Annotated in this window: 12 protein-coding genes; 10 read left to right on the forward strand and 2 right to left on the reverse strand. The window is 61.7% G+C overall.

Annotation, left to right across the window (positions count from 1 at the left end; genetic code table 11):
* The first annotated feature begins 72 nt into the window (after positions 1–72).
* On the forward strand, positions 73–1647 hold the full coding sequence (locus KX729_RS12915) for a diguanylate cyclase domain-containing protein (protein WP_219742869.1): 1575 nt from the start codon (positions 73–75) through the stop codon (positions 1645–1647).
* A 22-nt stretch (positions 1648–1669) separates the two neighbouring features.
* On the opposite strand, the gene KX729_RS12920 is transcribed toward KX729_RS12915, so the two are convergent.
* A complete protein-coding gene (locus KX729_RS12920) occupies positions 1670–2530 on the reverse strand; it encodes a LysR substrate-binding domain-containing protein (protein WP_219742870.1) in 861 nt (286 codons plus the stop codon).
* A 148-nt stretch (positions 2531–2678) separates the two neighbouring features.
* Here KX729_RS12920 and KX729_RS12925 point away from each other — a divergent pair, with 148 nt between their 5' ends.
* Positions 2679–3533: an urea carboxylase-associated family protein gene (locus tag KX729_RS12925; RefSeq protein WP_376775963.1), complete on the forward strand. Its 855-nt coding sequence runs from the start codon at positions 2679–2681 to the stop codon at positions 3531–3533.
* A 4-nt stretch (positions 3534–3537) separates the two neighbouring features.
* Here KX729_RS12925 and KX729_RS12930 read toward each other — a convergent pair whose 3' ends face one another.
* Positions 3538–4572: a LacI family DNA-binding transcriptional regulator gene (locus KX729_RS12930; RefSeq protein WP_219742872.1), complete on the reverse strand. Its 1035-nt coding sequence runs from the start codon at positions 4570–4572 to the stop codon at positions 3538–3540.
* A 186-nt stretch (positions 4573–4758) separates the two neighbouring features.
* Between KX729_RS12930 and KX729_RS12935 the strand changes: the two genes are divergently transcribed.
* The 8 genes from KX729_RS12935 (at position 4759) to KX729_RS12970 (ending at position 14974) form a co-directional block, all read left to right on the forward strand.
* Complete coding sequence (locus tag KX729_RS12935; RefSeq protein ID WP_219742873.1) at positions 4759–7140, forward strand: CaiB/BaiF CoA transferase family protein; 2382 nt, start codon at positions 4759–4761, stop codon at positions 7138–7140.
* A gap of 2 nt (positions 7141–7142) precedes the next feature.
* A complete protein-coding gene (locus KX729_RS12940) occupies positions 7143–7982 on the forward strand; it encodes a MaoC family dehydratase (RefSeq protein WP_219742874.1) in 840 nt (279 codons plus the stop codon).
* A gap of 262 nt (positions 7983–8244) precedes the next feature.
* On the forward strand, positions 8245–9357 hold the full coding sequence (locus KX729_RS12945; protein ID WP_219742875.1) for a mandelate racemase/muconate lactonizing enzyme family protein: 1113 nt from the start codon (positions 8245–8247) through the stop codon (positions 9355–9357).
* 43 nt (positions 9358–9400) lie between these two features.
* Positions 9401–10996: an ABC transporter substrate-binding protein gene (locus KX729_RS12950; RefSeq protein ID WP_219742876.1), complete on the forward strand. Its 1596-nt coding sequence runs from the start codon at positions 9401–9403 to the stop codon at positions 10994–10996.
* Between the two features lie 32 nt (positions 10997–11028).
* Positions 11029–11964, forward strand: coding sequence for an ABC transporter permease (locus KX729_RS12955; protein WP_219742877.1), 936 nt, complete (start codon positions 11029–11031; stop codon positions 11962–11964).
* Positions 11965–12867 carry an ABC transporter permease gene (locus tag KX729_RS12960; protein WP_219742878.1) on the forward strand — a complete coding sequence of 301 codons (903 nt, stop codon included), beginning with the start codon at positions 11965–11967 and terminating at the stop codon, positions 12865–12867.
* The gene (locus KX729_RS12965) at positions 12864–13925 is read left to right on the forward strand and encodes an ABC transporter ATP-binding protein (protein WP_219742879.1); all 1062 of its coding nucleotides are present in this window, start codon (positions 12864–12866) and stop codon (positions 13923–13925) included. The genes KX729_RS12960 and KX729_RS12965 overlap by 4 nt, the downstream gene beginning before the upstream one ends.
* Positions 13926–13984: 59 nt before the next feature.
* On the forward strand, positions 13985–14974 hold the full coding sequence (locus KX729_RS12970; RefSeq protein WP_446692520.1) for an ABC transporter ATP-binding protein: 990 nt from the start codon (positions 13985–13987) through the stop codon (positions 14972–14974).
* Positions 14975–14987: the final 13 nt, after the last annotated feature.

Below are 14987 nucleotides of genomic sequence, written 5' to 3' on the forward strand. Positions count from 1 at the left end.
CTTTTACTCTCTTCGCTTATTCTCGCGCACTTGGAGCTATTTGGACAACGACTGGCAGAGCTTGAGGGCGCGATGCTGAGTGCGGAAGTCATTCTGGTGCTGGAGGCATGTCCGCTTGCCGCGTTGATACTCGACGCGGCCGGCATGGTCGTCTTTGCCAACCGGAATGCATGTGATCTCTTCGAAAGAGGCGAGATTTCCGCCGGCACGCCGGTTTCCGATCTATTGCCCGGATGGTTTGCGGAGGAGGGCAGCAAGGCCCGCCTGGTGATCGAAAGACCTTCGGGACAGAACCGCAGCTGCGAGATCGCCACCTCACCCTATCCCTTGGCCGGCAGAGAGCTGAAGGCCGTTTGGATCGATACGAGCGAAAGAAACTCCGCTTTCGGCATTGCCGCCCGCGAAGCCAATCTCCGCCTCCGATACGTGATCGAGATGTTGCCGCAGGCCGTCTGTGTTTTCGACGCGCAGGATCGTTACGTTCTCTGGAACGAGAAATATGCGTCTCTCTATTCCGAGATCGCCCCCCACCTAAGGCCGGGCATACCTTTCGAGGATATTCTGAGGATCAGTCTTGCCAGCGGTTCTATCCAGGAGGTCGTGCCCGATCACGAGGCTTGGCTTCGCGCCCGCATGGAAAAGTTCCACCGGCCGATTTCCCAGGAGGAACAGCGGCTGAAGGACGAGCGCTGGCTGCGTTATGACGACCGGCGGACGCCGGATGGTGGCGCGATCGGCATCCGTATCGACATCACCGACTTGAAGCAGCGTGAGGAATGGCTCAGTCAGCTTTTCCAGGCTAACCCGATGCCGATGATCCTTTGCGACGGCAACAGCCTGCAGATTCTCGAAGCCAACCTTGCCGCCCTGCAATTCTACGGGTTCGATCTATCGAAGATGCTGACGATGCGGGCATGCGATATGCACGCCCCCGATCAGTCGAAGGAGTTTGCCGCAAGGGTGTTGCGGCTGGAGGGGGATTGCGAGGCGCGTACCGTCTGGCGGCAGAGAATGGAGGACGGTCGGGAGCGTCATGTGATGATCTACGTCCGACTGCTGCATGAAGGTTCAGAACGTCGCCTGCTTCTGACGGTCGCCGATGTCAGCGATCGCGTCATCGCCGAGACGGAGGCGACGCGGCTCGCACATCACGATGTGCTGACCGGATTGCCGAACCGCATGCAGTTCTACAAGTCGCTCGATGAGGAACTGAAAAGGGGTGCGCGGCCCGTCGTCCACTGTCTCGATCTGGACGGGTTCAAGCCGGTCAACGATACATTCGGCCATGCCACCGGCGACGAAGTCCTGAAGATGGTGGGACATCGCCTGCAGGCGGAGGCGGGCGATCATCTCGTTGCACGTCTCGGCGGCGACGAGTTCGCTATCCTTCAAAGGGCAGGCAACGGAAATGAGGCGGATCTCGCGGATCGTTGTATTGCGGCACTGAAGATGCCGTTCGTCGTCAAGGGACTGCCGATCAGCATCGGCGTGAGTATCGGCATCGCTACGGCCGCTGCCGGTATTGATAGCGAAGCGCTGGTGCAGGCGGCCGATCGTGCCCTGTATCATGCGAAAGGTGCAGGCCGGAATACGTGGCGGATCAGCACAGAAGAGCATTTTATCGTGCCTCGCCTCAAGGCGCATTGACGCCTCGGGGAGACTTCGACACTTAATCCCGATTTGCCAGCAGCCAGTCCCGCAGCGTCCTTGCTTCGTCCGAAAGTCCTTGCGCCTCCAGAAGCCAATAGGCCTTTTGCCGGTCCGACGCAGTTTCGAACAATGTCACCAGTGCGCCAGAAGCGATCTCGTCGCGAATGAGCGTGGTCGGGCAGAGGCCGACACCCTGCCCGCCGATGACCGACCCGAACATCAGCGTGAAATCCGCAAAGACATGCCCGGCTTTCGGCACAGCACGTATACCGGCCTCCGAGAACCAGCGGTCCCATGCGTCGACGGTCTCGTCATGCAGCAGCTCGGTGTGTATCAGCGCCTCCGGCCGGTCGAAAGGGCCGTGTGTTTCCAGAAACTCCGGTGAACAAGTCGGCCTTGTCCAGGCGTCCATGAGTTCGATCGCCGGCACGGCCGGTTTCACGCCGTGTCGGATGAGGATATCGGCGCCAGCGGCCTCCGGGGTCCTGGCGTCGAGCGCATAGACGATGTTGATGCGGATTTGGGGGTGTGCGGTCCTGAACAGCGGCAGCCGGGGAATGAGCCAGCGTGTGGCAACCGAGGGGATGCAGGCTACGCTGACAGGGCGAACTTGTTCGGCGTGTTTCAGTTGCTGGGCCGCCGTTTCCATATGCATCAGCCCGTGACGGACGGCTTCGCCAAGCTCCCGCCCGGCGGCGGTCAGTGCCACGCCGCGGTGATGGCGGATGAACAATGGTATGCCCATCCAGTCTTCCAGTGCCCGAACATGCTGGCTGACGCCGGCCGCGGTGAGGTTCAGCTCTACAGCAGCCTTCACGAAGCTCGCGTGGCGGGCCGAAGCTTCAAAAGCACGCACAGAGGTGAGCGGCAATTTACTCATCGGCTATGGCTAAGTCATGCTTGGCCTGAGCACAAGGATAATCATGGTTGTTTAGGCAAATCGCTTCCCGCATAGTGCCCCCAGCTTAGCCTCGAACTGCTTCGTGCCGCAAAACCGCGATGCCGAATTGGAGACCTGAATGCCGAAGATGCCGTCCATGCCTGCGCCCGCCGATGCAGACGAAAGACGCGGCAAGCCGGCGGTCGTGGTCTATCCGAACGGTACGCTTCCGCCTGCCGACATGCCGATGCTGGAAGCTGCACGTGATGGCATGACCAAGATTGACGAGGTTATCGTCCCGCCGCGCGATGCTCGTGCCTTCAAAGCGCCGAAGGGACATTTCTTCCGCATTGTCAGCGTCGAGGGCGCGCAGGTCGGCGACCTCAATCTCTGGAATGTCGACGATCTTTCCGAACGCTTCTTCAGCGGCAAGACGCGGGCACTGCACGCCACCCATGTCGGTGTCGGCGACCGGTTGTGGAGCACGCTGCCGACGCTGCGGCCGATGGCGACGATCACCCATGATACGCTCGGCTGGTACGGCTGGGATGCGGATGGCGCCGGCGTGCACGACGTTATCGGCACGCGTTGCGACCCCTATACCAACCGGCTGCTCAACGGCGATGACTACCACCATTGCTGCCATTCTAACCTTACGCGGGCACTGGCATCTGCCAGGAACATTTCTGTTCGCGAAGCGGAGCCGCATGTGCATGACGTGCTGAACGTCTTCATGTGCACCGGTTTCTCGCAGGATACGCATCAGTATTTCATGAAGGCCAGCCCGGTCCGGCCCGGCGATTTCATCGAATTTTTCTCGGAAATCGATCTCCTCGGCGCGCTTTCCGCCTGCCCCGGCGGCGATTGCGGCGCGACCCATTCGAGCGATACTTCCGCATGCTACCCGCTGAAGGTCGAGGTGTTCCGCCCCGATCCGGCATCGCTCAAGGGCTGGGTTTCGCCGGCGGTAAACGCCTATCCGCGCACTCACGGGCTCGGCTGATTGTTCAGGTCGCGTCCGGCCCGACAGTCGAGCTTCGTTTGATCAATTCGCCGGAGATGCGCCGGATGCCCGGCGTCTGCCCTGGCGCGCATGATCCGTCCTCGATCATGGTGATGGCGACGTCGACGATTGTATCGACCGGCTGACGGAAGGTGGTCAGGCCGTAATGCGGCCATCCGGCCATGCTGATGTCGTCGAAACCCGCAATGGCGATGTCTTCCGGCACGCGGGCGCCGGCTTCGCGCAATGCATCGATGCCGCCTGCGGCGAGAATGTCGTTGGCGAAGAAGATCGCATCCGTGCCGCCGCGCTCAAGCAGGCCGAGCGCCGCATTCCGTCCCGCATAATAGCTGTATTCGCCGCTGTCGATGAGGGCTGACAGCGTCATTCCGTGCTCGGCAAGTCGAGTGATGAAGGCGTTCTGTCGCTCGCGATTGGTGGTCGTATGTGAAAGGCCGGCGACATAGGCGACGCGACGCCGGCCGGTTTCATGAAAATGGTCGGCAATCGCGCGTGCGCCTTCCGCATTGTCGCAGATCACGCAGTTCAGTTCGGCATCCTCGGCGACGCGGTTGATCAGGATCGCGGCGCGATCCTCCGTTGCCCAGCGCAATGTCTGGCCTGAAAGGATAGTCGCCGAAACGATGATGACCGCATCGACATTGTAACGTCGCAGCGCCGATAGCTGCTCTTCGAGATTGGCGCCGCGAGTGATGTTGAAGAGCAGGCTCTGCAGCCCGACGCGCTGCAGGGCGCGGGAAAGCTTTTCGATCAGCGCCGGATAGAACGGGTTCTGCATATCGGAAATGACGATACCGACGATGTTGGTTCGGCTTTTCGACAACATGCTGGCAATGGCATTCGGATGGTAGTCGACATCCTCGGCGAAACGCAGGATCTTCTCCCGCAGGTCCGGCGCGATACTCGCGCCGGGTGTAAAGGCACGGGAAACGGCCGACTGGCTGACGCCGATCATGCGGGCAAGCTCGCGCGCCGTCATCGGCTTGCGCTTTTCCACGATCGTCCCGTTTTTCGCCAAGCCTGCCCCCTCGTTTCGTAGCTCTTGCGGCGTGCAACCGCTGCGGGCTCTTCCCTAGCTGTTAATCAGCCTTCCTTCAATACGACGAAATGATGCAAATGCCAATCTTGCATCCGTATGCAATGCGCGCTACCTTGCTTGCGACGGGGAGGAGACCCGGCAGAAATTTCTGTGTTGGAGGCGAGGATGCCCACGGCGTTGGGCGGCCTGCGGGTCGTTGATTTTTCGGACAGTCTGGCAGGACAGTTCTGCGCGCGGCTGCTGGCGGATTTCGGTGCGGACGTGACATTGGTCGAGCCGCCGGGTGGATCGCCATTGCGCCGTATGCCGCCGTTTTCCGTTAAGGATCCCGACCTTTCGCTGCGGTTCTGGCATCTCAATACCGGGAAGAGCTCGCTGGCAATCGACCAAGCGGATGACGCGGGCCGGGAAGCGCTCGATCATTTGCTCGCCGCAGCCGATATCGCGCTTTTGCCGGAAGGGCACGATCCGCAGCGGGTGGGGGAACTCAATCCGGCCTGCATCGCGGCGGCGATCAGCGCCTTTGGGCAGGACGGTCCGCTCAAGGGCTGGCGCTCGCCGGAAATTGTGCTGCAGGCCCTTTCCGGCATGATGAACAACAATGGCGCCTATGGCCGGGAGCCGCTTTACGGCGTCGGCGACCGGGCTTCCTTCGCGGCAGGTCAGGCGGCCTATATCGGCATTCTTTCCGCCCTGCATGAGCGGCATTCAAGCGGTCTGGGTCAGGTCGTGACCGTGGACTCCGCCGAGACCGCGGCGGCCATGTGTTTTCCTTATGCGATGCGCCACATCTACAATGGCTCGATCCACACGCGACGGGACCAGACCATTCCCGCCGGCCAGGTCAGGTGCCACGACGGCTGGGTCTGCATCTGGATCTATAACCATCGGTGGCACGCCGTCTGCACTGCGCTTGAACTGCCGGAACTGGAGGCCGATCCGCGTTTCGTAGAGCCGATGATCCGCCGCGCGAACTGGGACAAGCTCTACGAGATCATCCAGGAAAAAGTCAAAACCGCCGATTGGTCGGCGGAGAATCTGGTCGAGAGATTGCAGAAGGCGCAGATTATCGCCGCCAAGGCCTATCGGCCCTCCGAACAGATTCACAACGGCCATCTCAACGGCCGGAACTATTGGGAGCAGGCAGATGGCCGGCTGATCCTGGGCATGCCGTTCCGCATGAGCCGGACACCGCGCAAGGTAAAGGGCGGTGCGCCGGCATTGAACGCTGCGATGGATGCCGCCCCTGTCCAGCGAGCAGAGAAACAGGCCTCCGCAAAAGTGCCGGCACGGCTTCCGCTGGAAGGGCTTCGGGTGATCGAGATCACCACCGCCTGGGCGGGGCCGATGTCCGGCAGAGTGCTCGCCTATTTCGGCGCGCAATCGATCCATGTGGAATCGCCCAACCGCGTGAACTCCTGGCGGCTCAACAAGGAGCGGCCCAATCCGGTCAATTTTCCGGGCGGCGACGCAGGAACAAGGCCTTTCGATCGCTCCTTCCTGTTCAACTCCCAGAACGTCAACAAGCTCTCCTGCATCCTGAATCTGAAGACCGAGGAAGGGCGCCGCACGCTGCGCCGCCTGGTCGAGGTGGCGGATGTCTTGATCTGCAATTTCCGCCCCGGCACGCTTGCCAAGCTCGGGCTCGACTACGACAGCCTGACGGCCATCAAACCGGATATCATCGTTGCGGAACTGCCGGCATTCGGCGGCAGCGGTCCAATGTCCGGTTACGCCGCGCTGGGGCCGACGATGGAAATGGCGACCGGCATGTCGGCCATGATGGCCTATCCGGATGGCCAGCCGGAAAACAGTGGTCCTTCCTATCTCGACCCGATTGGCGGCTTCAATGCCGCTGCGGCTATCCTGACGGCGCTTTATCACCGCGACCGGACGGGCGAGGGCCAATATGTCGAGGTGCCGCAGGTGGAAGCGGCGATGCAGTTCATCGGCGCAGAGCTGCTGCTGGCCGCCGAGACCGGCATCGATCCGGCGCCGGACGGCAACCGTGTTCCGCATATGTCGCCCCACGATGCCTTTCCGGCGAAGGGCGAGGATCAATGGGTCGCCATCGCGGCGGAAAACGAGGAGCAATGGGCGAGGCTCTGTACCGCGATCGGCAAACCTGAACTCGCGGCCGATCCCCGTTTCGCGAACCTCGCGGACCGCAAGCGCAACGAGGCGGAACTCACCGCGATGCTCTCCGCCTGGACCGAAACGCGAGACAAACACGAGATGGCAAACCTGCTGCAGGCCGCGGGTGTTGCTGCCGCACCCGTTGCCAATGCTGCGGATGTCGCGGCCAGCACCTATCTCGCCCATCGCGGTTTCTTCACCGAACTGGAGCACCCGGATGCTGGCCGGCACCGTCACCCCAGCCTGCCTATCCATTTGAGCCGCACGCCCGGCAGCCAGCGTCGTGCCGCGCCACAATTCGGCGGCGACAACCGGCATGTGCTTGAAAACATTCTTGCCATGCCGGCCGCTGAGATCGAACGTGTCTCGGCAAGCGAGGCGATGGCAACCGTGCCTTTCCCGGATGGCTGATCATGAACCAGAACATTTCCACCCCCACCTTTCCGCGCGAACTTGTCATCGATATCCGGCTTGATGACGACCCTCGCTACAAGGGTTCGATCCACGAGGATGCGGTCGCGCGTGCCCGTGGTTACAAGGCGGCACTCATCCCGGGTGCCTTCATTTATGGCCATATCAGCCGCTTGGCACTACAGGCCTGGGGCGAGGATTGGACCATGCGTGGCGGCATGGGCACGCAGTTTCGCAGGCCGGTCTATAACGGTGACCGCCTGACATTGCGCGCCGGACCGCTTCAAGGCGATGCGCTAATGCGCCGTGCCGAAGTCTCGGTCGTCAACGAGGACGGCGAGGAAGTGGCGACAGGCTGGATCGGCATGCCGGATGGGATCGCCGACCTACCCGATCTTTCAGCGTTCTCGGTGGTTCCCAGGCCGGACGCGCCGCCGGAGATTAAAGCCGGCGAACGGCATCTCGGCATGCCGCTTACCACCGCGAACCGCATCATCACAGATGAGGAATTCAAGGCGTCGCTGCGGGCTTTCTGGGAGAGCGAGGACTTCTATATCCGAGAGAGCGTCGTCCATTCCGGCTGCCTGATGCGGCTTGCCATGGGCGATACCCACAACAGCTTCCGCTTTCCGTCGCCGATGGTGTTGACGGATGTGGAGACGCAGCATTTCGCGCAGGTGCGTCCGGGTCAGCGGCTCGCGACGATCGGGAAGGTTGCCGGGGCCTATCTTCGCAAGGGCAAATATTACCTCGAAAGCGAAGAATTCATGCTGGCGGACAGCACGCCTGTCGCCCGGTTCTTCAGGACGCAGATCTATGCCTATGAAACGCCAGCTGCATGATCATTCGAACCGCGACATCTCTGATAAATTTCGAAGGTGCCGCTTGCATACGGATGCAATTTGCGCAATGCTGATGATATGGAGGAACGGTGACGGCCAAGCCGGTCACGTTAATCGGGCGGTCTGGGAGGGCCGCGCGACGTTCAGCACAAACAGTTATGCATCGGAACCGCCCGGGATCAGGTCTCGTCTGGTTTCTCAGATCAGTTGCACCGGCCCCTTCGGGCCGGCCCGTTTTGCTTTTTCTTATTGAGGATGTGCAGTGGCCACGCCGACAACGATCAAATCCATCGAAGCATTTCAGGTCTGCTGGGAACACAATGAGCCGCCGGGTCGGCGTACCGCATTCGTGCGGGTGACGACGGTGGACGGTATCGTCGGCCATGGCGAGGCGTCGCCGATGATGGGCGGCGAACATTCATTGGGGGTCGTGCGCGACTTTGCGCCCTCGTTGATCGGCGCCGACGCGCTCGATCACGCGATGCTCTACGACAAGCTGATGCACAAATACGTCAAGCTCGGGCCTGAAGGCGCGGTGACCGGCGCTTTGGCCGCACTCGATATCGCGCTCTGGGACATCAAGGGCAAATATTTCAATCAGCCGGTCTACAAGCTGCTGGGTGGAGCGTGGCGCACGGAAGTGCCGTTCTATGCCTCGATCGGCGGCAATGCCAATCGCACGGTGGATGAAACGGTGCGTGTCGTCGAGGCGCGCTGGAAGTCCGAGACGCCGGCGGCGATCAAGATCCGCTGGGATGGCGACCGCACCCGTCAGGACTATGACATTCCGGGCGATATCGCCAAGGCGAAGGCCGTTCGCAAGCTGGTCGGCGACGATTTCCCGCTCGCCTTCGATGCCAACAATCAATATTCGGTCGGCGGTGCGATCCGTGTCGGCCGGGCTCTGGAAGACCTCGGCTACATCTGGTTCGAAGAGCCGGTGCAGCACTATAACGTGCGCGGCATGGGCGAGGTGGCGCAGCGGCTCGACATCACGGTTTCCGCCGCAGAGCAGACCTATACGACCCAGGCGCTGGTCGACATGATCAATGCCGGCGTGCGGATGGTCCAGCCGGATATCGTCAAGATGGGCGGCATTACCGGCCTCATGCAATGTGCCGCGATCTGCTACGCCCATGGCGTTGAACTGGTGCCGCACCAGACGCAGCCGACGATCGCGCATACTGCCAACCTGCATGTGCTCGCCACCATCATGCACCTGACGAAACCCGCCGAATTCGCCGATCCGTCGGTGCGCATGCATGTCGCATTCGCCAACGCGCCGAAACCGTCGAACGGCAAGTTCACGGTACCGAGCGGTCCGGGCCTCGGCCTGACGATACTCGATGCAGAATTGGACAAGCGGAAGAACTGACGCAGCCGACTTGCCTTGGCAAACTTGTTTTTGGGAGGAAACGATGAGCTTGAAGAGACGTGAATTCCTGGAATTGGCCGCGGCCGCCACGGCGCTGAGCGCCGTCGGCATCCGCACCGCAAATGCCCAGTCGGCGGATGTCATCCGTATCGGCATCGCCGCCAACGGTCCGCGCACCAGCGACCCGAACTTCACCACGCAGGGGTCGGACAACTGGGCGACCGAGCAGATGTACGAACAGCTCGTACGCCCGGAAGACGGTGACTTCGCCACGACGCCGGACAAATACGTGCCGACGCTCGCGACCGAATGGAAGTCGTCTTCGGATGCCAAGACCTGGAATTTCAAGCTCCGCCAGGGCGTGCAGTTCCACAAGGGTTATGGCGAGATGACGTCGGAAGACGTCGTGTTCTCCTACAAGCGCGCGATTGCCGACGGCACCAACAAGACCATCATGTCCAATGTCGCGGATGTGGTCGCCAAGGGACCTTACGAGGTCGAGATCACGCTGAAGACGCCGGACGTCAACCTGCTCGGCACGACGATCTTCTCGAACAATACGGCGATCGTCTCGAAGAAGGCCTTCGACAAGATCGGCGCCGAAAAGTTCATGACCGATGCGGTCGGCACCGGTCCTTACGAACTCACCCGTTTCGACCCGCAATGGGGCGAGGCGATGAAACGCCACGAAGGTTATTGGGGCACCAAGGCGAAGATCGCTTCCGTCGAATGTGTCTTCATTGCCGATACGACGGCCCGCACGCTGGCGTTGCTCTCCGGCAATGTCGACATGATTGAAGCAGTGCGTGCGCCGGGCTGGGTCGATTCCATGTTGCAGCGCGATCCGACCCTGCAGTTCGACATGACGCAGCCGGGTTCGTTCAACACGCTGCACATCAACCTCAACCGCAAGCCCTTCGACAATATCAAAGTGCGTCAGGCGGTGATGTATGCGATCGACCGCCATGCGGTAGCGAATGCGCTGAAGCCGATGGGCGGGTTCATGGCCGGCCTGCAGCCGGACTTCTTCCCGGCCGGTTTCAAGACCGAGGCTCTGCCGGCGGGGCTTCAGTACAAATACGATCCGGCCAAGGCCAAAGCGCTTCTCGCCGAAGCGGGCTTCCCGAACGGTCTCGATTTTGACAGCAATTGCAGCCAGCGCGAAGACTATTCCTCGACCATGCTGATCGTGCAGGAACAGCTGCGCGCCGTCGGCCTGCGGATGAACCTCAAGATCGGCGACCATACGGCCTATCATGCGGACAATCGCAGCGACAAGAATACTCTCGCCATGCATTCGTCGAGCTATCCGCCGATCCCGACGCAGCTCTATTTCCAGCAGCTATCGTCGAAATCGGAGGTCAAGTCGGACGGCAAGGGCGGTGGTAACTACAGCCATTACGGCACCACTATTCCCGGCATCGATCCGCTGCTCGACCAGGCGCTGCAGGCGACCGATTACAAGACCTATCTGGATGCCTGCCAGAAGATCGAGCTGCAGGTCCTGCGCGATCTGCCGTTGATCGGTCTCTCGACGCTGGCCTTCACTGTGGCGCGCAACAAGCGCGTCAACCTCGGCTATCCGGTCAAGAGCGGTTATGCGCGCTGGCGCTTCCACCGCGCTACCAAGACGGCCTGAGTTTTGCGCATGAAGAACACGAGTGACAGGCCATGACCAGATATATGCTCCTTCGGCTTGCCGATGCCATACCGACCATCTGGCTGGTGCTGACGCTCGTGTTCATCGCGATGCGCATTCTTCCGGGGGATCCGGCGATCGCCGCACTTGGCGACGCCGCCCTTCCGGAACAGCTTGCGGATTTCCGCGCCAAGATGGGCCTCGATGTGCCCCTCTGGCAGCAATATTTCAATTTCCTCTACGGCACTCTGTCGCTGGATTTCGGCAAGTCCTACATGAACGGCACGCCGGTCTTGAGCCTTATTGCACGCAATCTGCCCTACACGATCGAACTGACGATCGCGGCTATGATCATCGGCGTTGTTGTCGGCATTCCGCTTGGCGTGATGGCTGCCGTCAACCGCGACAAGCTGCCGGATACCGGCGTGCGGATTTTTTCGCTCGTGGGCTATGCAATCCCGGATTTCTATCTCGGGGCGCTTTTCCTGATCGTCTTCGCTTTGAATCTCGGCTGGTTTCCAATCAACGGCGCCGGTGACGGTTTTCTCGATCGTGTCCATCATATCATTCTGCCGGCGGTGACTTTGGCGCTGGTCAAGGCTGCTTTTATCGGCAGATTGACCCGTACGTCACTGCTTGAAGTTCTCGGCCGGGACTATATCCGCACCGCCCGCGCCAAGGGTGCCCGCGAGCCTCGCGTCATCTATCGACATGGCCTGCGCAATGCGCTTCTGCCGCTGACCACCGGACTGGGTTTGAGTCTTCTGGCGACGTTATCCGGCTCGGTCGCCATCGAGCTCGTTTTCAACCGCCCCGGCATCGGCCGCATGCTCATCCAGTCGATGACCGAGCGTGATTATGGCGTCATTCAAGGAGGCGTTGTCGTCCTGGCGCTGTTGGTGGTGCTGATCAACCTTTTGATGGACCTGGTCTATATCGTCGTCGATCCACGTATCCGGGTGAAGTGAATGAGCACCGTGATCCAGCCCTCTTCGCTCTCGCCCGATGTCGACAACACGATCGCACCAGAGCCCGGGTTCCGCGCCGCGCTGATGCACATGATCTTCGGCCGCAAGTCGACCGTGTTTGCGCTCGCCGTCATGCTGATCTTCATCGTCGTGGCGGTGCTCGCCCCGTGGATCTCGCCCTACGATCCGCTGGCGCAGAGTTTCCTGTCGATCAACAAGCCGCCGTCAGCGGCCCATTGGCTCGGTACCGACCAGTTCGGCCGGGATGTGCTGTCGCGGATGATCCACGGGTCGCGCAACTCGCTGCTGTTCGGCCTGATCTCGCCGGCACTGGCGGCAATCTTCGGGACGGCGCTGGGGGTGACGGCCGGTTACTTCGGCGGGGCGGTGGATCGGGTGATCTCGCGGCTGATCGACCTGCTGCTCGCCTTCCCGGAACTGCTTTTGGCGATCATGATCGCCGCCGTGCTCGGCGGCGCCTTCTGGAACATCATCGCCGTCATCACCGTCGCCTTCATCCCCGGCTTTGCCCGCGTCGCCCGCGCCTCGACGCTGGCCGTCAAGCAGGAGCCCTATGTGGAAGCCGCGGTGGCGGTCGGGCTTCGTACCCCGACCATCATCATCCGGCATATCATCCCGAACATCGCCGCCCCGATCGTCGTGCTGATGACGCTCTGGGTCGCCTCGGCCATCCGTCTCGAAGCCTCGCTGAGCTTCCTCGGCATCGGCACCCGGGCGCCGAACCCGAGTTGGGGCAATATCATCCGTGACGGCTTGAACAACCTGTTCGGCTCCCCCTGGCCGATCATCGCCGCCGGCTTTGCCATCACCTGCGTGGTGCTGTCCTTCAATCTCTTCGGGGATGCGGTGCGCGACGTGCTCGATCCGGAGACCGCCGAATGACGGAAGCCCCAGTGCTCGTACATGCCCAGCCAACCGCTGCCGCAATCAGGCCATTGCTGAAGGTCGAAAAACTCTCGGTGGAGTTCGGCCCGAAAGCCTCACCGATCCGGGTGGTCAACGGCGTCAGCTTCGAGGTCGATGCGGGCGGTTCGGTCGGCATCGTCGGCGAATCCGGCTCCGGCAAGTCGATCACCTCACTCGCCGTCATGGGCCTCATCCCCAGCCCGCCCGGCCGCATTGTCGAAGGACGCGTCGAGTTCGAAGGCACCAATCTTCTGGAACTGCAGAAGTCGCGCCTGCCGGATATCCGCGGCCGTGACATCGCGATGATCTTCCAGGAGCCGATGAGCTCGCTCAATCCTGTGATGACCATCGGCGACCAGATCGGCGAGGCGATCAAGCTGCACGAGAAGATGAGCCGGGAACAGCGTCGCGAGCGGATCGTCGAACTGTTGAAGCTGGTCGGCATTCCCAATCCGGAAGGACGCCTCGGCGCCTATCCGCACCAGTTCTCCGGCGGCATGCGCCAGCGGGTGATGATCGCCATGGCGGTCGCCTGCAATCCGAAGCTTCTGATTGCCGACGAACCGACGACGGCGCTCGACGTGACGATCCAGGCGCAGGTGCTGGAACTGATGCACAAGGTGCGCCGCACGTTGAACACCTCGATCCTGCTGATCTCCCACGATCTCGGCGTCATCGCCGATGTCTGCGAGCGGGTGGTGGTCATGTATGCCGGGCGGGTGGTGGAGGAGGCCGACGTCAAGTCGATCTTCCGCACTCCGAGCCATCCCTATACCCGCGGCCTGCTGCAATCGATCCCGCGGCTGAACGACGAACGCACGCGGCTCTACCAGATCCCCGGTTCCGTGCCCTTGGCGGGCACCGTCAAAAAGGGCTGTCCCTTCGTCGCCCGCTGTCCCGACAGGATCGGCAGATGCGCCGAGGAGATGCCGCCGATGTTTGCCGTCAGCAAAAGCCAGCGTGCGGCCTGCTGGGTTACAGCCGGGGCGGCTGCGGCAGCATCCTTGGGGATCAATGAGGGAGCGACCGCATGATCAACGAACGGATCACTCCGCAAGCCGGCAAAGCAGCCAGTAAGCAGATCGATAAACAGATAGGCGACGACTTCATCACGGTCGAAGGTCTCGGCAAGACGTTTTCCGAGAACCGCATGTTCGGGTCTTCCGGCTCGGCGGTGCGCGCGGTGGACGGGGCAAGTTTTACCGTGCGACGCGGCGAGACGCTGGCGCTGGTGGGTGAATCCGGTTGCGGCAAGTCGACGCTCGGCCGGCTGCTCCTGCGGCTGATCGAGGCAAGCGAGGGCGAGGTGACCGTCGACGGCACGAAGTTGATGGAGCTTTCGACCGGCGACATGCGCAACATGCGCGCAAAAATGCAGATGATCTTCCAGGATCCCTACGGCTCGCTCAGTCCCCGAAGGTCGATCTCGCAGATCATCTCCGAGCCGCTTGAAGTGTTCGGCATGGTCCAATCCTCCCGCCAAAGGCGCGAGCGGGTGGCGGAACTCCTGAGCCAAGTCGGGTTGTCGCCGACCTTCATGGACCGCTATCCGCGCCAGTTCTCCGGCGGCCAGCGGCAGCGCATCGGCATCGCAAGGGCGATCTCGGTCAATCCGCAGTTCATCGTCGCCGACGAACCGGTCTCCGCACTCGACGTCTCGGTCCAGGCGCAGATCGTCAACCTGATGCAGGACCTGCAGCAGAGTCGCGGCTTTTCCTACCTGTTCATCGCCCACGACCTGTCCGTCGTGCGCCATATCGCCGATCGTGTCGCCGTCATGTATCTCGGCCGCATCGTCGAGATCGGTCCCAAGGCGCGCATCTACAACGCGCCAAGCCATCCCTATACCCAGGCGCTGCTCTCCGCCGTCCCCGAACCCGATCCGGAAACACGCCGGGCGCGCATCATCCTCAAGGGCGATGTGCCAAACCCTGCAAACGTGCCGAAAGGCTGCAGTTTCCACACACGCTGTCCCATCGCACAGGACATCTGCAGGGTGGAACGGCCGAAGCTCGCCGAGACGGAGCAGGAGCACCTCGCGGCCTGCCACTTCGCAAAACCAATGCCGATTCCGGTCGCGTGAGGAAAGAGGTCTT

It is taken from the genome of Neorhizobium populisoli, from assembly GCF_019430945.1.
Classification (GTDB): domain Bacteria; phylum Pseudomonadota; class Alphaproteobacteria; order Rhizobiales; family Rhizobiaceae; genus Neorhizobium; species Neorhizobium populisoli.

Excerpts from the sequence above, each read along its gene's own strand:
- KX729_RS12935 (WP_219742873.1), top strand. The coding sequence starts at position 4,759 with ATGCCCACGGCGTTGGGCGGCCTGCGGGTCGTTGATTTTTCGGACAGT.
- KX729_RS12965 (WP_219742879.1), top strand. The coding sequence starts at position 12,864 with ATGACGGAAGCCCCAGTGCTCGTACATGCCCAGCCAACCGCTGCCGCA.
- KX729_RS12960 (WP_219742878.1), top strand. The coding sequence starts at position 11,965 with ATGAGCACCGTGATCCAGCCCTCTTCGCTCTCGCCCGATGTCGACAAC.
- KX729_RS12915 (WP_219742869.1), top strand. The coding sequence starts at position 73 with ATGCTGAGTGCGGAAGTCATTCTGGTGCTGGAGGCATGTCCGCTTGCC.
- KX729_RS12955 (WP_219742877.1), top strand. The coding sequence starts at position 11,029 with ATGACCAGATATATGCTCCTTCGGCTTGCCGATGCCATACCGACCATC.
- KX729_RS12940 (WP_219742874.1), top strand. The coding sequence starts at position 7,143 with ATGAACCAGAACATTTCCACCCCCACCTTTCCGCGCGAACTTGTCATC.
- KX729_RS12920 (WP_219742870.1), bottom strand. The coding sequence starts at position 2,530 with ATGAGTAAATTGCCGCTCACCTCTGTGCGTGCTTTTGAAGCTTCGGCC.
- KX729_RS12950 (WP_219742876.1), top strand. The coding sequence starts at position 9,401 with ATGAGCTTGAAGAGACGTGAATTCCTGGAATTGGCCGCGGCCGCCACG.
- KX729_RS12925 (WP_376775963.1), top strand. The coding sequence starts at position 2,679 with ATGCCGTCCATGCCTGCGCCCGCCGATGCAGACGAAAGACGCGGCAAG.